Consider the following 20,645-nt stretch of genomic DNA (forward strand, 5'->3'; position numbering starts at 1 on the left):
CGCTGGTCAAACGTGAATAATCCCTCACATTTTTCTCTGTCTGTGGCGTGTCTAGGCCTCCACTGGCACCCACGCGTAGCCAAAAGCATCCAACTCCACCGGCCCTAAGTCCACTGGTTCCTCGGAGAAGTTGAACAGGCACAGCGTCTTACCGCGTTGGAAACCGAAGACGGCCTTCTCGCCGGTCTCGACCAGTTCCATGTCCTGTTCGGCATCGTGTAGGTCGGGCGAGGTTTTGCGCGCTGCAATTAGTTCGCGCACGCGGTTGAGCAGCGAATGGGCATCGTCACGCTGCTCGGCCACGGAGGTGCCTTCGCCACCGACGATGGGGCGGCGGGTCTGCAGGGCAGTACTAAATCCTGCACCCGGGCCCGGTTCCCACTGCATCGGGGTGCGCACGGCATAACGGTCCGGCAGTTGCGGGGCATCACCCATGCCAATCTCATCGCCGTAGTACAAAAATGGGGCACCCGGCAGGGCCAGCAGCAATGCATAGAGCATCTCGATGCGGCGCTGGTCATGCTGCATCAACGGTGCCAAACGCCTAGCGATGCCCACGTGAGCACGCATTCCTTCGTGGGGCAGGTAGGCATCGTAAAGCAATTCGCGATTAGCCGCATCCACCATCTCCAAGGTGAGCTCGTCGTGGTTGCGCAAGAAATTGCCCCACGCACAGCCCTTCGGCAGCGGCGGCATTTCACCGAGGATGTCGTAGATAGGGGTGGCATCCGACATCGCCATCGCCTGGTAAATCCGCGGCATGAGCGGGAAGTTAAACACCATGTGGAAGCGATTGCCCTCGCCAAAAAATTGCATGGTCTCCGCCGGGGGCTGGTTGGCTTCGGCAATCATGATGGCTTCGGGGTAGTGCTTATCGATGAACGCACGAATTGACTCAATAAACTCAATCGTCTCCGGCAGCGACTCACCGCCGACTTCATCGCGCTCGTAGAGATAGGGAATTGCATCGAGGCGGAAGCCGTCGAGGCCCTTGTCCATCCAGAAGGAAATGATCTTAAAGATTTCCTCGTGCACGGCCGGGTTGTCGTAGTTGAGGTCCGGCTGGTGGGAGTAGAAACGGTGGAAGTAGTACTGCTGGCGCTCCTCATCCCAGGCCCAGTTGGAAGTTTCCACATCGGTGAAGATGATGCGGATTTCCGGGTAGCGGTCCGGGTTGTCGCTCCAGACGTAGTAGTCGCCGTAGGGTCCGTCCGGGTCCTTGCGGGAAGCTTGGAACCACGGGTGCTGGTCGCTGGTGTGGTTGAGCGCCAGGTCCGTCATGATGCGAATGCCGCGGGCATGGGCTTCCTCGACGAGCTCGTCGAAGTCGTCCATCGTGCCGTAATCGGGATGGATGTCGAAGTAGTCGGCGATGTCGTAGCCGTCATCACGCAGCGGGGAAGCGTAGAAAGGCGAGAGCCACAAGCAATCGATGCCGAGCCATTTGAGGTAGTCCAATTTGGCAATCACACCGCGTAAGGTGCCCACGCCTTCGCCTTGGTGGTCGTGGAAACTACCTACTAAGGCTTGGTAGAACACTGCGTTGTCGTGCCAGCTCATTGGAGATCCTTCCTCTTAGCTCGCCAGGTTAAATAAGTAAGTCCGCAGAATACTGCGGCCACTAGCCCCGGCCAAATAGCCGGGTCAGGCTGGAATATATTGATCACTGCTTGCACTACGGCCACTAAGGCGAAGAAGCCTAAGAAGCCGAGTGCGGTATCCCAGAGTAGTTCGCGGCGCATTAGGCCTTTACTCCGCCGGCGGTCAAGCCTGCGACGATGCGGTGCTGGAAGACCAGCACCATAATGACCAAGGGGATGGTCACCAGTGCGCCCGCAGCCATCGTGGCCGCATAGGGGTATTCGAAGGAGCTAGGACCGGAAAAGCGCGCGATGGCCACGGTGACCGGCTCGGTCGCGGTCGTCGATAGCTGTCGGGCCAACATAAACTCATTCCAGGTCGTGATAAACGCGATGATAGCGGTTGTAAACAACGCTGGTGCGGCCAGCGGCAGCAAAATCAGCCGGAATGCCTGGCTTCGCGATGCCCCATCCACCCGGGCTGCTTCCTCCAATTCCCACGGTAGCTGGCGGAAAAAGCTGAGCAGCGTGTAGATGGTCAGCGGCAGTGCGAAAGAAATATTCGGAATGATCATCGCGCGGTAGGTACCAATCCATTCCAGGCTGCCGAAGAGCTGGAAGAGCGGGGTGACCAAAGCGATGGCCGGGAACATCGAGGCTGCCAGGATGATGCCGGTGACAATGCCCTTGCCCGGGAAGTTGTAGCGGGCCAGGGCGTAGGCGGTAAACACGCCAATGGCCACGGCAATCGCGGTGGTGACCAGGGAGATGAACAACGAGTTCCCCAGCGCGCCGAGGAAGTCATTGCCCTTGTCGGTGGCCAGTGCGTCGCGGAAGTTATCCAGCGTGATGTGGGTAGGCCATGGGGTGGTATCGAAGGTGTAGTCCTTGTGGCGTAAGGCGGTAACCACCATCCAGTAGAAGGGCGCGAGACCCCAGAACATGATGAAGATGATGCCTGCGTAATGACCGAAACTACGCATGATTTAGGCTCCCTTCTGCTTGGAAAAGTCCGCGCCCAAAAAGCGCACCAGGATGAATGCGACGAAGAAGATCAGCAAGAAGATCAGCGTTGAGAGCGCCGAGGCGGAATTGAAGTTGCCCTGCCGCATGTCCTCGACGACCAGCTGTGAAATCGTGGCAGTCGGGGCGTTGGAGGAGGCCGAAATCATAATCACTGGCAGGTCGTACATGCGCAGCGCGTCCAGGGTGCGGAAGAGTACTGCCACCATGAGCGCGGGGCGCACCAGCGGCAACGTAATCCGGAAGAAGGTCTGGACGCGATTGGCGCCATCGACTTTCGCGGCGTCATACACATCCCGCGGAATCATTTGCAGACCTGCCAGAATCAACAGCGCCATAAACGGCGCGGTCTTCCACACGTCCGCGATAATTACGGCCATGCGCGCGTAGAAGGGGTCGGTGGTCCAGGCGATGTTGGCATCGAGAAGAGAGTTCACTATGCCATCGGGGGCGAACATGAACTGCCACAGCTTCGCCGTCACCGCAGTCGGAATGGCCCACGGAATCAGCACCGCCGCGCGGACCAGACCGCGACCGCGGTAGTTGCCGTTCATAATCAACGCCATGAACAGACCCAGGATGGTTTCCAGCAACACCGTGGTGACAGTAAAGAACAGCGTGACGCGCACTGCGGGCCAAAAGTCCGTCGCAATCACACCCGGCGGGCAGGCAGACGCCATACCCGTGGCGTCCATACAGCGGTTGTTAATCCAGTACAGGTAGTTCTCTAGGCCGGCAAAGCCGCCTTCCTCGAAGAGGCCCGTTTCTGGATTCAGCTGCCTATTGCCCTGGAAGGACAAAAAGATAGCGCGGATAATCGGATAGCCAATCACCACCGCCAACGCAATGAGCGCCGGTGCGATGAGCATGGCCACATGCCCGTACCGCCGCGAGCCCTTCTGCTTGGACTTGCGCGGCTGAGGAACCTTAGTTGCAGTCACGCTGATTCCTTTCTTGTTCACCAGTGATAAAAATCATAGCCCCCGACACCGGTGAGATCCCGGCGCCGAGGGCTAAAGGGAGAACATTTTCAGTTCTCCCGTTTAAGCGACATGGAAGTCTTCCCTAAGGACTTACCCCTGGGAAGCAGACTCGATGGCTGCCTTCATGTCGGTGGTGGCATCGTCGACAGACTTGCCGTCGGTCAGCGCTGCGTAAGCGTTGTCCTGGATAGCCTTAGAAATCGCTGCGTAGAACGGAGACACCGGACGCGGTGCGGCGTTTTCCAGGGATTCCTTCAGAGCCGGCAGGTACGGGTGCTGCTCAACCAGGGACTCATCGTCGTAGATGGAAGCCAGAACCGGCGGGAAGGAAGCCTCAGCGAAGGACTTCTGGTTTTCTTCGTTGATGATGAACTCCATGAACTCCAGTGCGGTGGCCTTGTTCTCGGAGTTGATGTTGATGCCGTTGTTGTAGCCACCCAGGGTGGAGACACCAACGCCGTCCTTGCCGACCAGCGGCTGCACCTCGAAGTTCAGACCTGCATCCTCAGAGTTGGCGAACATGTACGGCCAGTTCACAGCGAAGGCGGTATCGCCCTCGGTGAAGGTCATGTTGGTCTCTTCCTCGGTAGCTGCGGTGGAATCAGCAGAAATGGTGCCGTCTTCGTAGGCATCGACCATGGCCTGCAGGCCTTCCTTGGACTCTTCGGAATCCACGGTGACGTTGCCATCGTCGTCTAGCACGGAACCGCCCCAGCCTTCCATGAAGCCTGCGGTGTTCAGGGCCAGGCCCTCGTACTGCTTTAAGGTCATGGTCAGGCAGTCGGTGTCCTCTTCGAGTGCCTCACATGCCGAGCGGATGTCGTCGAAGGTCTCCGGAGCCTCATCGACCAGGTCGGTGTTGCGGAACAGCAGCTGACCGTTGGTGTTCTGCGGCAGGGCGTAGAGGGTGTCGTTGTAGGTTGCCGACTCCACGGTGGAATCCAGCAGGGAAGAGGTGTCGGTCTCGAAGTCATCGGTAAGCGGCTGCAGCCACTGGTTTGCGGCGAACTCCGCAGTCCAGGTGACATCGAGAGCCATGACGTCGTAGTCAGCGTTGCCGGACTGCAGGGACTGCACCAGGGTCTCGCGCTGGGCGTCAGCCTCACCGGCCAGCTCGCTCAGGGTGACCTCTTCGTCCGGGTGCTCTTCGTTCCACTTCTCGATGATCGGAATCAGCTTGTCGGTGTCATTCTTACCCATCGCAAAAGTGATGGGGCCGCGGCCGTCACCACCGTTGGCATCGTCGCCGCCGGCAGCGCCGTTCTCCGATGCGGAATCATCAGAGGAACAACCCGCCAATACAAGGGCAACAGTAGCGGTGGTGGCGATAGCGCCAGTGCGCGCGGAGCGCAGGAAGGATTTCTTCATGGAAATACACCTTTCGGAAAACATCTGGTGACTCAAAAATAAGTTATTTCCAACCAGAACCGAACCAATTTCCAATTATTCCTACGAAATGGGGGTGAAAACACCCCTTAAATCCGTGCCCCCGTGTCCGGATGGAAGCGATGCGCGGCCGCAGGATCGAAGCTCATGTCTACCTTGTCGCCCCGGTGGGGTACCTCACCGTGCTCGGCACGGGCCACCATGCGCCCCTCAGGTGTCAGGGCATAAACATAGGATTCGGCACCGAGTTCTTCTATGATGTCGACTTCGCCGTGCAACACCGCGGGGCCTGCAGCACCAATCGTCATTGCCTCCGGGCGCACACCAACGCGATGTCCGTCGTAGTCAAAGATATTCATGGCAGGCGAGCCGATGAAGCCGGCGACGAATTCGTTGGCGGGGGCATCGTAAAGCTCGCGCGGTGGTGCCACCTGCTGCAAAATGCCATCTTTGAGCACAGCCACGCGGTCGCCCATGGTCATCGCCTCGACCTGGTCGTGGGTCACATACACCGTCGTGGTGCCCAGGCGCTGCTGCAAGCTGGCCAGTTCCGCACGGGTTTGCACGCGCAGCTTCGCATCCAGGTTGGACAGCGGCTCGTCCATCAAAAACACCTGCGGGTTACGCACAATCGCACGCCCCATGGCCACGCGCTGGCGCTGACCGCCCGACAGGTCCTTCGGCTTGCGCTCCAGATAATCCTGCAGGCCCAAAATCTCCGCGGCCTCTTCCACCTTGGCGCGAATCTCCTGCTTAGGAAGCTTTTGCAGCTTCAGCGCAAAACCCATGTTCTCCGCCACAGTCAGGTGCGGGTACAACGCATAATTTTGAAACACCATCGCAATATCGCGCTGGCCGGGCTCTAAACCGGTGACGTCTTTATCACCAATCAAAATCCGCCCACCGGAGGTTGGCTCCAAGCCCGCCAAAGAGCGCAGCGTAGTGGACTTTCCGCAGCCAGACGGGCCCACGAGCACCAGAAACTCACCGTCTGCGATATCTAAGTCCAGGTCCTTTACCGTCGGCGTCGATGCGCCTGGATACGTAATGTTGACCTTTTCAAAAGTGACCTTTGCCATGCGCTTACCCTAGCAGCACGTGGCGGATTCGGCGGGTATTCTCTAAGCCCATGACCGGACTTGATATCGCGCACCTGCGCCACGCCTTGGCCTTAGAGTTTCCTCGCATTGACCACGTCCGCGAAACTGGCTCCACCAACGCAGACCTGCTTAACGATGCCGCACCGCTGAACCGCGCCGTCCTGTTTGCCGATGTGCAAACCTCCGCCCGCGGCCGCCTGGGCCGTTCCTGGAGCGCACCTGCCGATGCCCAACTCATCACCTCGGTCATGCTGCTTCCAGAATCCGTTGAACACCTGGGCACCCTGCCCTTGGCCGCCGGCCTGGCCGTGACCGATACCGTCGACGGCGCTGTGCTCAAATGGCCCAACGACGTGCTTTACGACGGCAAAAAGCTCTGCGGCATCCTCGCCGAACGCGCAGGCGACGGCCGTGTCGTCTTAGGTATCGGCCTGAACGTTTCTTTGACCCGCGAGCAGCTCCCCGTCTCGCACGCTACTTCGTTGCTGTTGGAAGGACACTCCACCGACCGCACTGTGGTCGCCGAGTCGTTGCTACGGAACCTGTCCACCCGCCTGGACCAGTGGGAATCCCAGTCTCCGGAATTGCTCGATGACTACCGCGCAGTTTGTTCCACGCTCGGCCAACAGGTCCGCTTGGAAGCCCCCGGCGGTGACATCGTTGGTCGCGCCGACGGCATCGGCGAGGATGGCAGCATTAACGTCGGCGGAAAGTTCTACTACGCTGGGGACATCACCCACCTGCGACCAGCGGAGGATGCATGAGCTTAATGAAGATGGGACGCGGCGAAGTCGTGCGTGCAGACGTCACGACTCCTTTCCGTGCGCTCATTTTCCCGTTACTCGAGCTCATCCTCATTACCGGCTTGGCCTGGATCGCCATCGGTTGGGCCGATATGCAGGGCATCGATGCGATGTTGCGCAACGCCATCGTTGTCATCTGGGCAGCCTTAATTACCTGGCGCTTTGCGATGCCCGTCTACCACTCCCGCCGCAAACGCTTCATCGTGACCAATCGTCGCGTCATCGCCCGCGAGGGCAAGCACATCGACTCCATTCCGCTGTCCGATATTCGCGGCGCACGCCGTCGCCGCGGCGGCATCTCCTTGGCCATCCATGGCTTTGAGCGCCCAATGTTCTTCCCGCAAGTACCGAAGAGCAAACAAATCGAGGCGATTATCAACGAACCCCGCTGGCCCTAACTTTTCCTGCCGTTCTGACCAGGCAGAACGGCAGTTATCCACAGGCAAAAAATTTTCTCTTTCGGGGGTTGCATCTGACTTCTTAACGTAGAAGTCATGAGTAAGATTTCGGCTTTGGCTACAGCGCTGGGCTCTGCGATGGACCTTCTCGCAGAGGCCGCTGCTGAGCCTGCCCGCGTGGAGTTGCTGCCAGTACCGGTGGCAAAGCGTGTGCGCAAACTTGTCGATGTCTACTTCGGCACCACCCGCTTTAGCAAGAAACAGCGCCAGGCCGTCGCCGCTGCCCGCGCGAATGATCACGACCTGCCGACGCTAGAGGTTATTGAGCGCTACGCGCGTCGCGCTGAAACCCAAACCGTGGCCTGGAATTTCCGCTTGCAGATGTGCCAGACCCGCGCCGACGCCGTGCAGATGGAAGTACTGGCACGCGAGAAGATGCCGCCGAAAGAAAAGAAGGAAGAACCCGGCGTGCGTTTGCGCCGCGGCAAGAAATACTGGACTTGGGCAGTGACCGGCCCATCCGACCTGGTTGCCGAACTCCACAACCAAGCCAAGACCCTTACCGAGGTCGAAGAGCTGTTTAGCACCGGCGCCGCCAAGTCCGAGGTGGTCACAAACGTCGTGATTAACCTCAACGAGCTGGTCAAGGTCTGCTTCGACGAAGAAGAAGTCACGCTTCGCCTGACCAATGGCTCTACGCTCACCGGCGCTCAGCTTGTCGAGCGCACGCTAGCCGAATGCGGCCTCGTTACCCTCATCCACCCGGTCGAAGGACCGATTAACCTCTACCGCGCAGAGCGCTTCGCCTCCTGGAAACAGCGCCAGATGGCCGCCGCCGAGAACCCGATGTGCCCCTGGCCAGGCTGCTATAAACCAGCGGATGAGTGTCAGGTTCACCACCTCCAAGCCTGGATTCAAGGCGGGGAGACCAACCCGAAGAACCTCACCACCGCATGCAAGTACCACAACCGGGTCAATGCCGATGACCCGAATGCCCCGCCGAAGCGCGGTCGCCTGGCGCGGGTGAATGGAAAAATCCAGTGGGTCCCGCCCTGGGCAGCTGCCTGTTAAGCAGCGGTTGGGCTTTGCCCTGCCGCCGCTTCGGCATGCCCGGGGGCTAGTATTAGGGGCGTGACTAACGAAGCTAAGCCCACTGTTGTTGTTTATGGCGACGGTCAATTGGCCCGCATGATGCAGCCGGCCGCCGCGGAGCTGGATATCCACCTGCGGGTGTTGGCCAGCTCGGAGTCGAATTCCGCCGCGCAGGTCATTCCCGACCGCGTTCTCGGCGATTACCACGATTACGACGTACTTTACGATGCCGCCCAAGGCAGCGACGCCGTCACCTTCGACCACGAGCACGTCCCCAACGAGCATCTGCACGCGCTTATCGATGCCTCCTTCAACGTCCAACCCCAACCCTCCGCCTTGATTCACGCCCAGGACAAACTCGTCATGCGTGAAAAGCTGGCAGAACTCGGCGTTCCGGTCCCGCGTTTTAAGGCCATCGAGTCCGTCGAAGATGCCCGCGCCTTTTCCGAGGACGTCCACGGCCAGATTTGTCTGAAGGCTCGCCGCGGCGGCTACGACGGCAAGGGCGTCTGGTTCCCCGACCCAGCCGAGTTCGAATCGCTGGTCAAAGAACTTCTCGACAACGACACCCCGCTGGTCGCCGAAGAAAAAGTCGCCCTGACCCGCGAACTCTCCGTCCTGGTCGCCCGCGCGCCGGGCGGTGAGGTCCGCGCCTGGCCAGTCGCCGAATCCGTCCAGCGCGACGGCGTCTGCGCCGAAGCCATCGCACCTGCACCCGACCTCGACCCAGAGATGGCCGAGAAGGCCGCTGGCATCGGCCGCACCGTCGCCGAGAAGCTCGGCGTTACCGGCGTGCTCGCCGTTGAGCTTTTCGCCTTCGACAACAACGGCATCGAGGATGTCTCGGTCAACGAGCTGGCGATGCGCCCACACAACACCGGCCACTGGACCCAGGACGGCTGCGTGACTTCCCAGTTCGAGCAGCACCTGCGTGCAGTTCTCGACTGTCCGCTCGGCTCCACCGAGACCCTGGCCCCGTACACCGTCATGGCCAACGTGCTAGGCGCACCGGAGGATCCGGAGATGCCCATGCGCGACCGCGTTCGCGAAGTCATGCGCACCTACCCGCAGGCCAAGATTCACCTCTACGGCAAGGATCACCGTCCCGGCCGCAAGATTGGCCACGTCAACGTCGTCGGCACTGATGCCGAGGAAACCCGCCGCATCGCCCGCACCGCCGCCCACTTCTTGGTCGCGGCGAAGTGGGACTAGAAAATTACCGAAAGGACCTTTTATGTCGGCTCAAGTAGGCCTCATCATGGGCTCAGATTCCGATTGGCCCACCGTCGAACCCGCTGCCGAAGTACTCGCAGAATTCGGCATCCCCTTCGAAGTCGGTGTCGTCTCCGCTCACCGCACCCCGGAGAAGATGCTTGCCTATGCCAAGCAAGCCCACACCCGCGGCCTGAAGGCGATTATCGCCTGCGCGGGCGGTGCAGCTCACCTGCCGGGCATGGTCGCGGCAGCCACTCCGCTGCCAGTTATCGGCATTCCGCGCGCACTCAAGGACCTCGACGGACTCGACTCGCTGCTGTCCATCGTTCAGATGCCTGGTGGCGTACCGGTCGCCACCGTCTCTATTGGCGGTGCGAAGAACGCCGGTCTGCTTGCCGCACGCATCCTGGGCGCCGGCGACCCGAAGCTGGTGGAAAAGATGGCCGCCTACCAAGAAAACATGGCCAAAGAAGTAGAGCAGAAGGACGCGAACCTCCGCGCCCGCCTTTTGGGGGAAGAAAACTAACCCGGAAGCTCGCTCTTTAGGTTCGGATACGAAGCCTGGGCGCCATTGCTGGTGACGGCAAAGGCGCCGACGCGGGCGGCGTAGAAGGCGGCATCGATAAGTGTGTCGCCCTGCAGCAGGCGTGCACACAGCGCGCCGGCGAAGGCATCGCCTGCACCAGTGGTATCGACGACGTCGACGCTCGGGGTGGGAATTTCGACGAATTCGTCCTCGGCGACCAAGGCGCCTGCCGAGCCGAGGGTGAGCACGACGGAGTTGAAGCCGGCATCGCGAAGCCCTTGGGCAAGCTCGCGTGGGCTGCCCTCAGTAGGGCCGCCAAACTGGGCGAGAATCAACCCCGCCTCGTGTTCGTTGGCAATAAGCGGATCGGCCTTCAACAATGCGTCTTTGTCCACGGCGATGACCGGGGCGAGGTTGACGACGACGCGGCCGCGGGCGGCATCGACAGCTGCGGCGAAACCCTCAGCAGGAATTTCGCCCTGCAACAGCACCATGTCGGCGGAGCCAACCAAGGAGGACTGGTTGGTGACGAAGGGGGCATCGACAAGCGCATTGGCACCAGGGGAGAGGACGATGGTGTTCTCGCCGGCGGCATCGACAGTAATGAGTGCGAGGCCGGTGTTGGTGTCGACGACCTCAACGGCGGTGGTGTCAACGCAATCCATGTGTGCCATCGCGGGTTCGGCATAAGCATCGGAACCAACGGCGCCGACGAAGGAGACATCCGCACCCAGGCGCGCGGCCGCAACGGCCTGGTTCGCGCCCTTGCCACCAGCGCTGACCTGCCCGCCGGAACCGACGAGCGTCTCGCCGGGCTGGGGATGTCGCTGCGTATGAATCACCACATCGGCATTAATCGAGCCGACGACCACCAACTTATTCATGCGCTCTAGCCTAGCGTGCCTAAACTAGTTGGTTATGCACGCGCCACTTCTTGTTCTCGGCTCGCGGGTGACCAATGGGGAACCCGGGAAGCTGCTTGTCACGCGCCTGAACAAGACGCTAGAGATGGCGCGAACCTACCCCGGAGACATCATTGTTTCCGGCTACGGCGAGGCAGATCCGATGCGGCGTTATTTGGAAGCGCGTGGAATTCCGGCGGAGCGCATTATCTGCGAGCGGGCGGCCTCGAGTACGAATGAGAACTTGGAGAATGCCCGGCGCCTGGCTCCGGACGCGGTGGTGCTGCACACAGTGACCAATGATTTTCACGGTCTGCGCACGCGGTTGTGGGCGTGGCACTTAGGTATTCCGGTGAAACTGCACCTGACGGCAACCCCGTGGGCATTGAAGCCGCGCAACTACATTCGGGAGATTTTTGCGACGCCGCATTCGGCAGCACGGATTGTGTGGCGGCGGATTAAAGCCGCTCTAGAGCCTTAGCGATGCCACGCTGCAACGTCGCCTGCGCCTGCTTGCGGGGGTGAGCAATCGCGCGCAGACCCATGTACGCAATCTGGTCGGCCGCGCGGTTGAGCGGGTCGCCGGAATGACCCATGACGCGGCGGATATCCACCTCGCAGGAGTCCTGTATGTCGTGCCAGGCTTGTTGGAAGCGCGAACGCGAACCAGAGGATAGTCCGCGCCAGCGCCGGCCGGGGCGCTTGGCTTTCGCGGTTTGGCGGTGGACGATGTGGTCGACAGCTTCCAGCGCGGCGACGGAATCGCACTCAATAATCGCTTTGGACGCACCGACTTTGAGCAGGTATTTCAACGCCAAGGTTAGCGCTTCGAGTTCGAGCTCATCAGTGCCGGCGGTGGTCTTGTAGGTGCGCAGTCGGTAATCGCCATTGCCCACGACGAAGCATACGGAGCCTTTGAAGACGGTGTCGGAGGAGGCATCGGTAGCTATGCGCACCGTGGCGTTGTCCTCCCAGGATGAGGCCTGCGAGAAGTTCGGCCACCAGTGCGCCTGTGGGGTTTCCTTCGCGACGGTTTCTTTCTTCCGCGGCGCCTCGCCTTCCTTCTTGGCTTGACGGGCCACGCGCCGGGCCTGTTGGGAGCGCACGGAGCTCGCACTTGACGATGCCCTATTCTCCTCCGCAAAGCTTCCTGTCACCGTGTACCCGCGTTTTTCTAGCGCAGCACGCAGCGCGGCTTGGCGGCGGCCGGTGACAATCCACACCCGACCTTTGATGTTCTTTAAGGCGCGTTCGAGTTCGCGGACGGTGGCGCGGACGATGTCGCTGCCATCGCGAAGCTGGCCTTTGCGGATGAAGCGAGTCTTCTTGGTATTGACCGCAATGACCCAGCCTTCGACCTTGCCGTTCGGGGCGGAGTCCCAGCGCTCATCCCACAGCGCGATCGCGACATGGACCGGCGCAGAACGCATCTCCGCGGTGACTTTACGGGTGCCGTAAGTTCGCGATTGCGTGCCGGTGAGTGCGGACAGCTCGAGTTCTTCCATCTCCTCCAGTAAAGCACGCCGGTTACCCCCGTCGGGGTCACAGGCTCTTGGCAGATTGTTGAACAACCCCTAGGATGATGCGCATCACAACTGAATGTGCGACGTGCATCACGGAAGGGAATGCAAAGTGAGTGCTGAAACATCCTCAGCTTCGCCACAGTCGGCGAAGAACCCGCCTAAGGGTCTCGGTGCGATGGCCGGTGCCATGTTCCTCATGGCGACCTCGGCTATTGGCCCAGGCTTTTTGACCCAGACTTCGGTCTTTACCGTTCAGATGGGTGCGGCTTTCGCTTTTGCGATTGCGCTGTCTATCATCGTTGATATCGCCATCCAGCTTAACGTGTGGCGCGTGCTGTGTGTCTCCGGCATGCGCGCGAACGAGCTGGGTAATACCGTCCTGCCGGGCCTGGGTTGGTTCCTGGCCGTGTTGGTGTTTATTGGTGGCATTGTCTTTAACATCGGCAACATTGCCGGTGCGGGCCTCGGCTTGAATGCCATGCTGGGCATCGATGCCCGCTGGGGTGGCGTGATTGCCGCCGCGATTGCGGTGTTTATCTTCTTGTCCAAGCGCGCCGGTATGGCCCTGGACCGCCTGGTCGCCGCACTGGGCGCGATCATGATCCTGCTGATGCTGTACGTGGCGATTGTCAGCCAGCCGCCCGTCGGCGAGGCCCTGAAGCAGACCGTCATGCCAGAAGAAGTCGACTTCTTCGTGATCACCACCCTGATTGGTGGCACCGTCGGCGGCTACATCACCTTCGCAGGTGCACACCGCCTGATTGACTCCGGCCTGGCTGGTCCGGATCACGTTCGCCAGATCACTACCACCTCGGTGCTGGGCATCATCATTACCGGTATTATGCGCGTGCTGCTCTTCCTGGCTGTGCTGGGTGTTGTCAGCACCGGTGTGGCCCTGTCTGAGGACAACACTGCTGCCGATGCCTTCTACCACGCCGCCGGCGAATTCGGCCTCCGTGCCTTCGGTGTCGTCCTGTTCGCAGCTGGTCTGTCGTCTGTGGTTGGTGCGTCCTACACCTCGATTTCGTTCGTGACCACCCAGAAGGTCGCACCGCGTACCCGCAACTTCCTGACCGTCGGCTTCATCGTGGTCTGTGCAACGCTGTTTGCGATTATGAACTCCGCACCGCAGACCCTGCTGATTTTCGCAGGTGCCTTCAACGGCATTATCCTGCCGATTGCCTTCGCGCTGGTCATGTGGGTTGCCTTCAAGCGCCGCGACCTCATGCAGGGCATAAAGCAGCCGATGTGGCTGTTGATTGCCGGTGCTGCTGCGCTGGTGCTGGAAATCTACATCGGTATCAATTCCATTTCTGGCATTACGGAGCTGTTCGCTTAAACTATGTCTATGACTCCAGCTGAAGTTCGCGAGTACGCCCGCCAGCACGACATGATTACCACCGCGGGTCATGCCCCAGGTTTCATGCAGGCCAACCTGTTGGCCGTGCCGCAGGAATACGCCTTCGACTTCCTGCTGTTTGCGCAGCGTAACCCGAAGCCGTGCCCGATTGTGGGCGTGCTGGAAGCCGGGCAGTACTCCTCCGAGCTGCTGCCGGGCGGCGATATCCGCACCGACATCCCGGGCTACCGCGTGTTTGAAAACGGCGAATTGGTTGCAGAGCCTGCCGATGCCCGCGAGTACTACAACGATGACATCGTCAGCTTCCTCATTGGTTGCTCTTTTACCTTTGAGACCGCCCTGCAGGATGCCGGTATTAAGCTGCCGCACATTGAGCAGGGCAAGAACGTTGCGATGTACAAGACGAACCGCGCCTGCAAGCCCGCTGGTGTCTTTTCCGGCCCGATGGTGGTGTCCATGCGTCCGATTCCGGAAGATCGCGTCGTCGATGCCGTGCGCATTGCCTCGCGCTACCCGTCGGTGCATGGTGCGCCGGTGCACATTGGTGACCCTGCATCGTTAGGCATTGCAGACTTATCGATGCCCGACTTCGGCGAAGCCGTCGACATCCCGGACAACCACGTCCCGGTGTTCTGGGCATGCGGCGTTACCCCGCAGGCTGCGGTGATGGATTCCAAGCCGGGCCTGGCGATTACTCACGCTCCCGGCAAGATGCTGGTCACCGACATCAAGGACTCGGAGTATCTGATTCCTTAAGCGTCTTAGAGGATGTCGAGAATGCGCACACAGGTGCGCTCGAGGCTGTCGTGCGAAAGCTCGGCGGCCTCTTGGCGTTTTCCAGCCGCAATGAGCTTGGCCAGCTCGATGTTGCCGTCAATGTGGTCTGCGTGCAGGCGCGGGTAGAGCGGAATGACCAACAGGAAGGTCAGGCGCATGCGTGCTAGCAGGTTGCCCATCTCTTCGTCGAGGGTGGGCGAGTCCAGCGAGGCAACCAGCTTGCGGTGGAAGCGCTGATTGATAGAGGAGACCATCTGGTGCTCGCCGCGCAGCGCGTGCGGAATCGCGGACTGGGTAAGCTCCACGAGCTCCTCTGGGTTGGGGAAGTAGCCCCAACGCACACCAGAAGGCTCGATGGCCGCACGGGCGCGGTAGAGGTCCTGGACGTAGTCTGCATCCGGGGTTGCGATAAACACCCCGCGGTTGGGGATGCGCTCTACGAGCCTTTCTGCAGTGAGCTTGGCGAAGGCCTCGCGCAACGTATTGCGGGAACAGTTAAAACGCTCAGCGACCTTTACCTCGCTGAGCTGCTGACCGGGTTCATATTCGCCTTCAGAAATGGCCTCACGCAGGGCCACGGCTACGGACTGGGAGAGCATGAGAAAGAAGTTTAACGAACATAACAGCTCCGCGCCGGATGTTGTCAAAGATCTAAAGGATCTAAAAGTTCTAAATCGCGAAGCGAAATCTAAAGGATCTAAAAGATCTAAAGTCGACAGCGAGATCTAAAGGATCTAAAATTTGTCTACCAAATCTAAAATATCTAAAGAGGACGAACATGGTTAGCAACAATCCTTTTCGACCTAGCTTCGGTAGTTCACCAGCCGTCTTGGCTGGCCGTGACGACGAAGTAGGGGACTTTACGTATGGTCTTCTCGCGGGAATCGGTAGTTTGCAGCGAGCAGTTCTCATTAGCGGCCCTCGCGGTGTTGGTAAGACTGTGTTGTTGAACGCCTTTGAGGAACAAGCTAAGGCCAATGGTTGGGTTGTTGTTCGAGCTACAGCGAATAAGAAGCTCGAAGAGAAGCTGACGAATACGGCCTTGCCCAAAGCTTTAGAACAGTTGGATTACACAGCCAACGAGCCAGGACGCAAGGTATCGGGAATCTCTGTTGCCGGAATCGGATCGATCTCGACGGAAAACCAGCCCAGTGAAGTTGTACCGACCATTGAGACGCGACTGCGGGAGCTTGTCGTTGCTGTCAGTGAACAGGGGGCTGGAGTCCTTATCACTATCGATGAAATGCAGGCTGCACCGATTGACCAGGTAGCTGCTCTCGCCACCGCGATCCAAGACGTGTTGCGCGATGATTTGGATATTGCCTTCGCTGCGGCGGGGTTAACCAAGGGCATTGAGGAATTACTAGAACACGACGGTACGACGTTTATGCGTCGTGCAGATCGTATTGAGCTAGGACCAATTTCAGATGAGGCGGTCGCGGAAGTTTTAACGACGACTATTCGCAACAACGGCAAAGATATTGCTGACGATGCTTTGAAAAGCGCGGTGTCGTTAATTCAGGGTTATCCCTTCCTCGTGCAATTGGTGGGTGCGATGGTGTGGCTGGAATCAGAAAGAGCCAATACAGACCTAATCACAGAAGAACTTATTGACAAGGTCGAGCCCACAGTGGTGAGCCAAATGGGCAGGCAGATCCACTCGGTGGCATTGAAGCACGTTCCACCTCGGGAGATGGAGTATCTCTTTGCGATGGCAGAGATCTCTGCGGAAAGCGGTGAAAAAGCAGTAGCGACCGGCCAGGTGGCAAAGCATCTGGGCGCGGCCGCTAACTCATTGTCCATGGCACGTAGGTCCCTGATTGAGCGAGACTTAATCCAAGCTCCAAGCTTTGGGCTCGTGGAGTTTAGGTTGCCGCATCTCAGGGAGTACCTGCTGCGTTAATTGATTAGTCGATGGTGGCAATCACCGTCGCGGAATCCAGGCGGTCGCCTTCGGAGGCGAGCAGCTTGATGGTGCCGGTGCGCGGGGCCTTGATGGCAGATTCCATCTTCATGGCCTCGACGGTGGCGATGGCATCGCCTTCTTCGACACTGTCGCCGTCGGAGACGTTCCAAGCGACGAGGTTGGCCTCGAAGGGGGAGGTCACCGCGTTGTCGTCGGCAGCTTGGGCGCCAGCGGTCGACGGTGCGGTCTGCGGGCTGGCGGAGGCGTTGGCGCTGAAGAACTCGACAGGAACACCGATGTTGACCAGCTTGCCGTCGATTTCCACAGCGACGTTGCGGCGCTGGTTGTAGATGGCCTCGACGTTCTCGACCTGGTTGGCCGCGGATGGGCGGTAGTTGTGGTCGACCCAGTCGGTGTAGAGACCCAGGTCGTTGGAGACCAGGGCAGGCTCGTCGACCATGTCGCGGTGGAAAGGCAGCACGGTGCGCACGCCGGTGATGTCGAACTCGCGCAGAGCCTGGCGCGCACGGTTGAGGGCAACCTCGCGGTTCGGGCCCCACACAATCAGCTTGGCCACGAGCGAATCGTAGTACGGCGGAATGATGGAGCCGTTGCGTACTGCGGAGTCGACGCGGATGCCTGGGCCGGTTGGTGGCTCGAAGGAGACGATGGTGCCTGGGCAGGGTGCGAAGCCGTTGAGGATGTCCTCGGCGTTGATGCGGAATTCGAAGGCGTGGCCGTGAATCTCTGGATCGATGTTCTCGCCGTCTTGGATGCAGGAGAGCTTTTCGCCTGCGGCGATGCGGAACTGCTCGGCGATGATATCGACGCCGGTGACGACCTCGGTAACCGGGTGCTCGACCTGGACACGGGTGTTGACCTCGAGGAAGGAAATGGTGCCGTCCTCAGAGACGATGTACTCGACGGTGCCGGCACCGGTGTAGCCGACCTTGGCGCAGATGGCGCGGGCGCCTTCGTGGATGCCGTTGCGCTGGGCATCGGTAAGCGCAGGCGCCGGGGCCTCTTCAATGAGCTTTTGGAAGCGACGCTGGGTGGAGCAGTCGCGGGTGCCGAGCACGACGACGTTGCCGTGGGTGTCAGCAAGCACCTGGGCCTCGACGTGGCGCGGGTTGGTGAGGAACTTCTCGACGTAGCACTCAGCACGGCCGAAAGCCTCCTGGGCCTCACGGCCTGCGGAGTTGAAGGCACCTTCGATTTCGTCGAAGTTGTCGACGACCTTCAGGCCGCGTCCGCCGCCGCCGTAGGCAGCCTTGATGGCGATTGGCAGGCCGTGTTCTTCGGCGAAGGCGTGGGCTTCTTGCCAGTCATCAATCGGGTCGGAAGTACCTGGGGCGAGTGGGGCGCCTACTTCTTCGGCGACGCGGCGGGCGGCAATCTTATCGCCGAGCAGCTCGATGGCTTCAGGCTGGGGGCCAACCCAGATCATGCCGGCATCGGTAACCGTGCGGGCAAACTCGGCGTTCTCAGAGAGGAAGCCGTAGCCGGGGTGGACGGCGTCGGCACCTGCGCGCACTGCGATGTCGAGCAGGGCCGGGACGTTCATGTAGGTATCGGCGGCGGTGTTGCCGGGCAGGGCGTAGGCTTCGTCGGCAACCTGGGTGTGCAGGGCGCCAGCGTCGGCTTCGGAGTAGATGGCGATGGACTTAATGCCCAAATCACGGGCCGCGCGGGCAATGCGCACGGCGATTTCGCCACGATTGGCAATCAGGACGGTATTAATCTTCACGGTTTTCTCCCACTAATTCGAATTTCACTTGTGCGCCGGGCGGTAGCTGGGCGGCGACGTCGATGTCTTCTTCCACCACGGTGGCCACGACCGGGTAACCGCCGGTCACGGCGTGGTCGCGCATGAAGATGACGGGTTGGCCATTCGGTGGAATCTGTACGGAACCGGCGACCATGCCTTCAGACGGCAGCTCGCCGTCGCGGACGCGGGCAACGGTGGTATCCCCGGCGTTCAGGCGCAGGCCGACGCGGTTGGAATCACCCGAGACGGTCCAGGTGGTGTTTAAGAAGGTAGCGACGTTGTCGCCGAACCAGTCGTCACGCGGGCCGAGTACGCAGCGCAAGGTGGCAGCGGTGCGACCACCAGGACCTTCCTGGACGCGCAGGGGGTTGGTCAGCTGGGCGTCGGTCATGCCGGACGAACGCGGCAGCACGCCGATGACATCGCCGGCAGAAACCGGGTCGGGGCCGAGTCCGGACAGCACGTCGGTGGCTGAGGAGCCGAGCTCGGAATCGGAGATGATGCCGCCGCGGATGGCGATGTAGTTGCGCATACCCAGACCAGCCGGGTCGATGCGGATGACCTGACCGGCCGTGACGAGGACGGGGCGGGCGAGGTGGACGGGCATCTCGCCAAGCCGGACGCGGGCTTGGGCGCCGGTGACACACACGACGGTGTCGGTGAGCGCGCGCAGTTTCATGCCGCCGATGTTCTCGAGCACGGTGGCGTTGCGCGAGTTGCCCACGGCGATATTCGCCGTAGCTGCCGATGCCCGGTCAGCCGCACCCGAGGGCGTGACACCGAGGTCGCCGGAACCGGGACGGCCCAGGTCCTGGAACAAGGTGAGCAGGCCGGCATCGAGGACTTCCATGCGCGGCAGGCGCGCGGGGGAGCGCTTGGCCTGATTGTGGTGGTCGACGAGCTCTGGAAGTGAGTCGACGGCGCGGTAGCGCACGCGGTCACCGGGCTGGACGAGCGCCGGAGGGGTGGCATGCGAATCCCACATCGGGGTATTGGTCTGGCCGAGCAGCTGCCAGCCGCCGGGGGAGACGCGCGGGTAGACCGCGGAGAATTCACCGGCCACGGCGACGGCGCCGTCGGGAACCGCGGTACGCGGGTTCGAGCGGCGCGGGATGGCCAGCGCATTGTCCGGGTTAGTGGGCGTGCAATAGGTAAAGCCCGGGGCGAAACCACCAAAAGCAGCGGTGAACTCGGTGGAGGTGTGCCACTTGATGACGGCCTCACGAGACATGTCCAGCAGGTCGGCTACTTCGTCGACGTCTTCGCCGTCGTAAAGCACATCGATGTCCACGGTGCGGGCTTCTGCGGCCTTGGCGGCACCGGGGTGGAAATCGTGCAGCTTCTCGGCGGCCTCGCGGGCGGCGTTGGGGGATTCGAAGGTCAGCAGCAGCGTGGTGGCAGCGGCAATGCAATCGACTTGGGCGCGCAGCGGTTGCGCGGTGAGCGCAGCATGCCAGTCCATGACCTGGTTGAGGTTATCCAGGTCGACTAGCAGCGCGCGGGAACCTACAGCGTTGATATGCATTACAGAAAGCTCCGGATGTCGATGTCGCGGCGGTGCAGCTCATCGATAACGTTGCGCAGCAGCTGCACCGAACCTGGCGAGTCGCCGTGGGTGCACACGGACTGCGCATCGACGGCGAGCTTGGTGCCATCCACAGCGGTAATCGAACCGGTCTCGGCGACTTCAATGACGCGGTTGACTACGTCTTTTTCATCGTGAAGCACGGCGTTGGGCAGGGTGCGGGAGACCAGGGTGCCGTCCGGATTGTAGTTGCGGTCGGCAAAGGCCTCGCGCACGACGGTCAGGCCGGACTTTTCGGCCAGGTCCACAGCGACGCCGCCGGGAAGCAGCATCACCGGCAGGTCACCGTAGGCCTTGATGCCATCGATAACTGCCTGGGCTTGCTCCTTGTGGTGCACAATCGCGTTGTAGAGCGCGCCGTGCGGCTTGACGTACTGCACCTTCGTGCCCTTCGCGCGGGCTAAGGCGTCGAGGGCGCCGATTTGGTAGGTGACTTCGTCGGCAAGCTGCTCCGGGGAGTAATCGATGAAGCGGCGGCCAAAAGCTGCCGGATCGTTGTAGGCCGGGTGGGCGCCGACGACGACGCCGGCCTCGGCGGCATCGCCAAGCGTGCGCGCAATGGACTGCGGGTCACCGGCGTGGAAACCAGTGGCCACGTTTGCGGAAGAGACCATCCCGAGCATCGCATGGTCGTCGGCCACCGGGTTGCCCGCAGTGGTCTCGCCCAGGTCAGCGTTCAGGTCAATGTGTAAAGAGGACATGCAACACCATCCCTCAA

General features: G+C 60.7%; 20 protein-coding genes. 9 read left to right on the forward strand and 11 right to left on the reverse strand.

The features are described from left to right. Nucleotides 1-51 precede the first annotated feature (51 nt). The 5 genes from treS to UL81_RS02510 all read right to left on the reverse strand — a co-directional run bounded on the left by treS (nucleotide 52) and on the right by UL81_RS02510 (nucleotide 6,051). A complete protein-coding gene (gene treS / locus UL81_RS02485) occupies nucleotides 52-1,560 on the reverse strand; it encodes a maltose alpha-D-glucosyltransferase (protein WP_046453220.1) in 1,509 nt (502 codons plus the stop codon). A gap of 181 nt (nucleotides 1,561-1,741) precedes the next feature. Beyond that, complete coding sequence (locus UL81_RS02495; protein WP_035106732.1) at nucleotides 1,742-2,563, reverse strand: carbohydrate ABC transporter permease; 822 nt, start codon at nucleotides 2,561-2,563, stop codon at nucleotides 1,742-1,744. A gap of 3 nt (nucleotides 2,564-2,566) precedes the next feature. After that, entirely contained in the window at nucleotides 2,567-3,472 is a 906-nt protein-coding gene (locus UL81_RS02500; RefSeq protein ID WP_035107026.1) for a carbohydrate ABC transporter permease, read from the reverse strand. Between the two features lie 204 nt (nucleotides 3,473-3,676). Further along, nucleotides 3,677-4,954: an ABC transporter substrate-binding protein gene (locus tag UL81_RS02505; RefSeq protein WP_035106734.1), complete on the reverse strand. Its 1,278-nt coding sequence runs from the start codon at nucleotides 4,952-4,954 to the stop codon at nucleotides 3,677-3,679. Nucleotides 4,955-5,061: 107 nt separating this feature from the next. Next, nucleotides 5,062-6,051 (reverse strand): ABC transporter ATP-binding protein, encoded by a 990-nt coding sequence (locus UL81_RS02510; protein ID WP_035106736.1) that lies wholly within the window; start codon nucleotides 6,049-6,051, stop codon nucleotides 5,062-5,064. 50 nt (nucleotides 6,052-6,101) lie between these two features. On the opposite strand from UL81_RS02510, the gene UL81_RS02515 reads away from it, so the two are divergent. From UL81_RS02515 to purE, 5 genes are all read left to right on the forward strand, one after another. Continuing rightward, complete coding sequence (locus tag UL81_RS02515) at nucleotides 6,102-6,836, forward strand: biotin--[acetyl-CoA-carboxylase] ligase (RefSeq protein ID WP_035106739.1); 735 nt, start codon at nucleotides 6,102-6,104, stop codon at nucleotides 6,834-6,836. Continuing rightward, complete coding sequence (locus tag UL81_RS02520) at nucleotides 6,833-7,273, forward strand: hypothetical protein (RefSeq protein WP_035106742.1); 441 nt, start codon at nucleotides 6,833-6,835, stop codon at nucleotides 7,271-7,273. Before UL81_RS02515 ends, UL81_RS02520 begins: the two co-directional genes overlap by 4 nt. A 96-nt stretch (nucleotides 7,274-7,369) precedes the next feature. Next, nucleotides 7,370-8,344, forward strand: coding sequence for an HNH endonuclease signature motif containing protein (locus UL81_RS02525; RefSeq protein ID WP_035106744.1), 975 nt, complete (start codon nucleotides 7,370-7,372; stop codon nucleotides 8,342-8,344). 60 nt (nucleotides 8,345-8,404) lie between these two features. Further along, nucleotides 8,405-9,577 (forward strand): 5-(carboxyamino)imidazole ribonucleotide synthase, encoded by a 1,173-nt coding sequence (locus UL81_RS02530; protein ID WP_035106745.1) that lies wholly within the window; start codon nucleotides 8,405-8,407, stop codon nucleotides 9,575-9,577. A 22-nt stretch (nucleotides 9,578-9,599) separates the two neighbouring features. Continuing rightward, on the forward strand, nucleotides 9,600-10,106 hold the full coding sequence (gene purE / locus UL81_RS02535; protein WP_035106746.1) for a 5-(carboxyamino)imidazole ribonucleotide mutase: 507 nt from the start codon (nucleotides 9,600-9,602) through the stop codon (nucleotides 10,104-10,106). Here purE and UL81_RS02540 read toward each other — a convergent pair. Beyond that, nucleotides 10,103-10,990, reverse strand: coding sequence for a ribokinase (locus tag UL81_RS02540; RefSeq protein WP_046453221.1), 888 nt, complete (start codon nucleotides 10,988-10,990; stop codon nucleotides 10,103-10,105). The two genes, purE and UL81_RS02540, sit on opposite strands and share 4 nt — an antisense overlap. A gap of 34 nt (nucleotides 10,991-11,024) precedes the next feature. Between UL81_RS02540 and UL81_RS02545 the strand changes: the two genes are divergently transcribed. Further along, nucleotides 11,025-11,489 carry a YdcF family protein gene (locus UL81_RS02545; RefSeq protein WP_035106748.1) on the forward strand — a complete coding sequence of 155 codons (465 nt, stop codon included), beginning with the start codon at nucleotides 11,025-11,027 and terminating at the stop codon, nucleotides 11,487-11,489. On the opposite strand, the gene UL81_RS02550 is transcribed toward UL81_RS02545, so the two are convergent. Continuing rightward, the gene (locus UL81_RS02550; RefSeq protein WP_035106749.1) at nucleotides 11,467-12,513 is read right to left on the reverse strand and encodes an RNase H family protein; all 1,047 of its coding nucleotides are present in this window, start codon (nucleotides 12,511-12,513) and stop codon (nucleotides 11,467-11,469) included. The genes UL81_RS02545 and UL81_RS02550 overlap by 23 nt on opposite strands. Nucleotides 12,514-12,706: 193 nt before the next feature. On the opposite strand from UL81_RS02550, the gene UL81_RS02555 reads away from it, so the two are divergent. Then, entirely contained in the window at nucleotides 12,707-13,870 is a 1,164-nt protein-coding gene (locus tag UL81_RS02555) for an NRAMP family divalent metal transporter (RefSeq protein WP_179944117.1), read from the forward strand. A gap of 9 nt (nucleotides 13,871-13,879) precedes the next feature. Further along, the gene (locus tag UL81_RS02560; RefSeq protein WP_236684493.1) at nucleotides 13,880-14,647 is read left to right on the forward strand and encodes a putative hydro-lyase; all 768 of its coding nucleotides are present in this window, start codon (nucleotides 13,880-13,882) and stop codon (nucleotides 14,645-14,647) included. 5 nt (nucleotides 14,648-14,652) lie between these two features. On the opposite strand, the gene UL81_RS02565 is transcribed toward UL81_RS02560, so the two are convergent. After that, nucleotides 14,653-15,267 (reverse strand): GntR family transcriptional regulator, encoded by a 615-nt coding sequence (locus UL81_RS02565; RefSeq protein ID WP_035106754.1) that lies wholly within the window; start codon nucleotides 15,265-15,267, stop codon nucleotides 14,653-14,655. 179 nt (nucleotides 15,268-15,446) lie between these two features. Between UL81_RS02565 and UL81_RS02570 the strand changes: the two genes are divergently transcribed. Then, nucleotides 15,447-16,571, forward strand: coding sequence for an ATP-binding protein (locus UL81_RS02570; RefSeq protein ID WP_035106756.1), 1,125 nt, complete (start codon nucleotides 15,447-15,449; stop codon nucleotides 16,569-16,571). Nucleotides 16,572-16,575: 4 nt separating this feature from the next. On the opposite strand, the gene UL81_RS02575 is transcribed toward UL81_RS02570, so the two are convergent. From UL81_RS02575 to UL81_RS02585, 3 genes are read right to left on the reverse strand one after another with little or no spacing between them, the layout of a single operon-like run. Continuing rightward, on the reverse strand, nucleotides 16,576-18,321 hold the full coding sequence (locus UL81_RS02575) for an acetyl/propionyl/methylcrotonyl-CoA carboxylase subunit alpha (RefSeq protein WP_035106759.1): 1,746 nt from the start codon (nucleotides 18,319-18,321) through the stop codon (nucleotides 16,576-16,578). Continuing rightward, a complete protein-coding gene (locus UL81_RS02580) occupies nucleotides 18,311-19,867 on the reverse strand; it encodes a 5-oxoprolinase subunit B/C family protein (RefSeq protein ID WP_035106761.1) in 1,557 nt (518 codons plus the stop codon). Before UL81_RS02580 ends, UL81_RS02575 begins: the two co-directional genes overlap by 11 nt. Further along, on the reverse strand, nucleotides 19,867-20,628 hold the full coding sequence (locus UL81_RS02585; protein WP_035106763.1) for a LamB/YcsF family protein: 762 nt from the start codon (nucleotides 20,626-20,628) through the stop codon (nucleotides 19,867-19,869). Before UL81_RS02585 ends, UL81_RS02580 begins: the two co-directional genes overlap by 1 nt. Between the last annotated feature and the right edge of the window lie 17 nt (nucleotides 20,629-20,645).

Origin of the sequence: Corynebacterium camporealensis, from assembly GCF_000980815.1 — a bacterium.
In the GTDB taxonomy this organism is placed as follows: domain Bacteria; phylum Actinomycetota; class Actinomycetes; order Mycobacteriales; family Mycobacteriaceae; genus Corynebacterium; species Corynebacterium camporealense.

Excerpts from the sequence above, each read along its gene's own strand:
- UL81_RS02555 (WP_179944117.1), top strand. The coding sequence starts at position 12,707 with ATGGCCGGTGCCATGTTCCTCATGGCGACCTCGGCTATTGGCCCAGGC.
- UL81_RS02580 (WP_035106761.1), bottom strand. The coding sequence starts at position 19,867 with ATGCATATCAACGCTGTAGGTTCCCGCGCGCTGCTAGTCGACCTGGAT.
- UL81_RS02525 (WP_035106744.1), top strand. The coding sequence starts at position 7,370 with ATGAGTAAGATTTCGGCTTTGGCTACAGCGCTGGGCTCTGCGATGGAC.
- UL81_RS02565 (WP_035106754.1), bottom strand. The coding sequence starts at position 15,267 with ATGCTCTCCCAGTCCGTAGCCGTGGCCCTGCGTGAGGCCATTTCTGAA.
- UL81_RS02550 (WP_035106749.1), bottom strand. The coding sequence starts at position 12,513 with ATGGAAGAACTCGAGCTGTCCGCACTCACCGGCACGCAATCGCGAACT.
- UL81_RS02540 (WP_046453221.1), bottom strand. The coding sequence starts at position 10,990 with ATGAATAAGTTGGTGGTCGTCGGCTCGATTAATGCCGATGTGGTGATT.
- UL81_RS02505 (WP_035106734.1), bottom strand. The coding sequence starts at position 4,954 with ATGAAGAAATCCTTCCTGCGCTCCGCGCGCACTGGCGCTATCGCCACC.
- UL81_RS02500 (WP_035107026.1), bottom strand. The coding sequence starts at position 3,472 with ATGCTCATCGCACCGGCGCTCATTGCGTTGGCGGTGGTGATTGGCTAT.
- UL81_RS02545 (WP_035106748.1), top strand. The coding sequence starts at position 11,025 with ATGCACGCGCCACTTCTTGTTCTCGGCTCGCGGGTGACCAATGGGGAA.
- UL81_RS02515 (WP_035106739.1), top strand. The coding sequence starts at position 6,102 with ATGACCGGACTTGATATCGCGCACCTGCGCCACGCCTTGGCCTTAGAG.
- UL81_RS02585 (WP_035106763.1), bottom strand. The coding sequence starts at position 20,628 with ATGTCCTCTTTACACATTGACCTGAACGCTGACCTGGGCGAGACCACT.
- UL81_RS02520 (WP_035106742.1), top strand. The coding sequence starts at position 6,833 with ATGAGCTTAATGAAGATGGGACGCGGCGAAGTCGTGCGTGCAGACGTC.
- UL81_RS02495 (WP_035106732.1), bottom strand. The coding sequence starts at position 2,563 with ATGCGTAGTTTCGGTCATTACGCAGGCATCATCTTCATCATGTTCTGG.
- UL81_RS02570 (WP_035106756.1), top strand. The coding sequence starts at position 15,447 with ATGGTTAGCAACAATCCTTTTCGACCTAGCTTCGGTAGTTCACCAGCC.
- UL81_RS02560 (WP_236684493.1), top strand. The coding sequence starts at position 13,880 with ATGACTCCAGCTGAAGTTCGCGAGTACGCCCGCCAGCACGACATGATT.
- UL81_RS02510 (WP_035106736.1), bottom strand. The coding sequence starts at position 6,051 with ATGGCAAAGGTCACTTTTGAAAAGGTCAACATTACGTATCCAGGCGCA.
- purE (WP_035106746.1), top strand. The coding sequence starts at position 9,600 with ATGTCGGCTCAAGTAGGCCTCATCATGGGCTCAGATTCCGATTGGCCC.
- treS (WP_046453220.1), bottom strand. The coding sequence starts at position 1,560 with ATGAGCTGGCACGACAACGCAGTGTTCTACCAAGCCTTAGTAGGTAGT.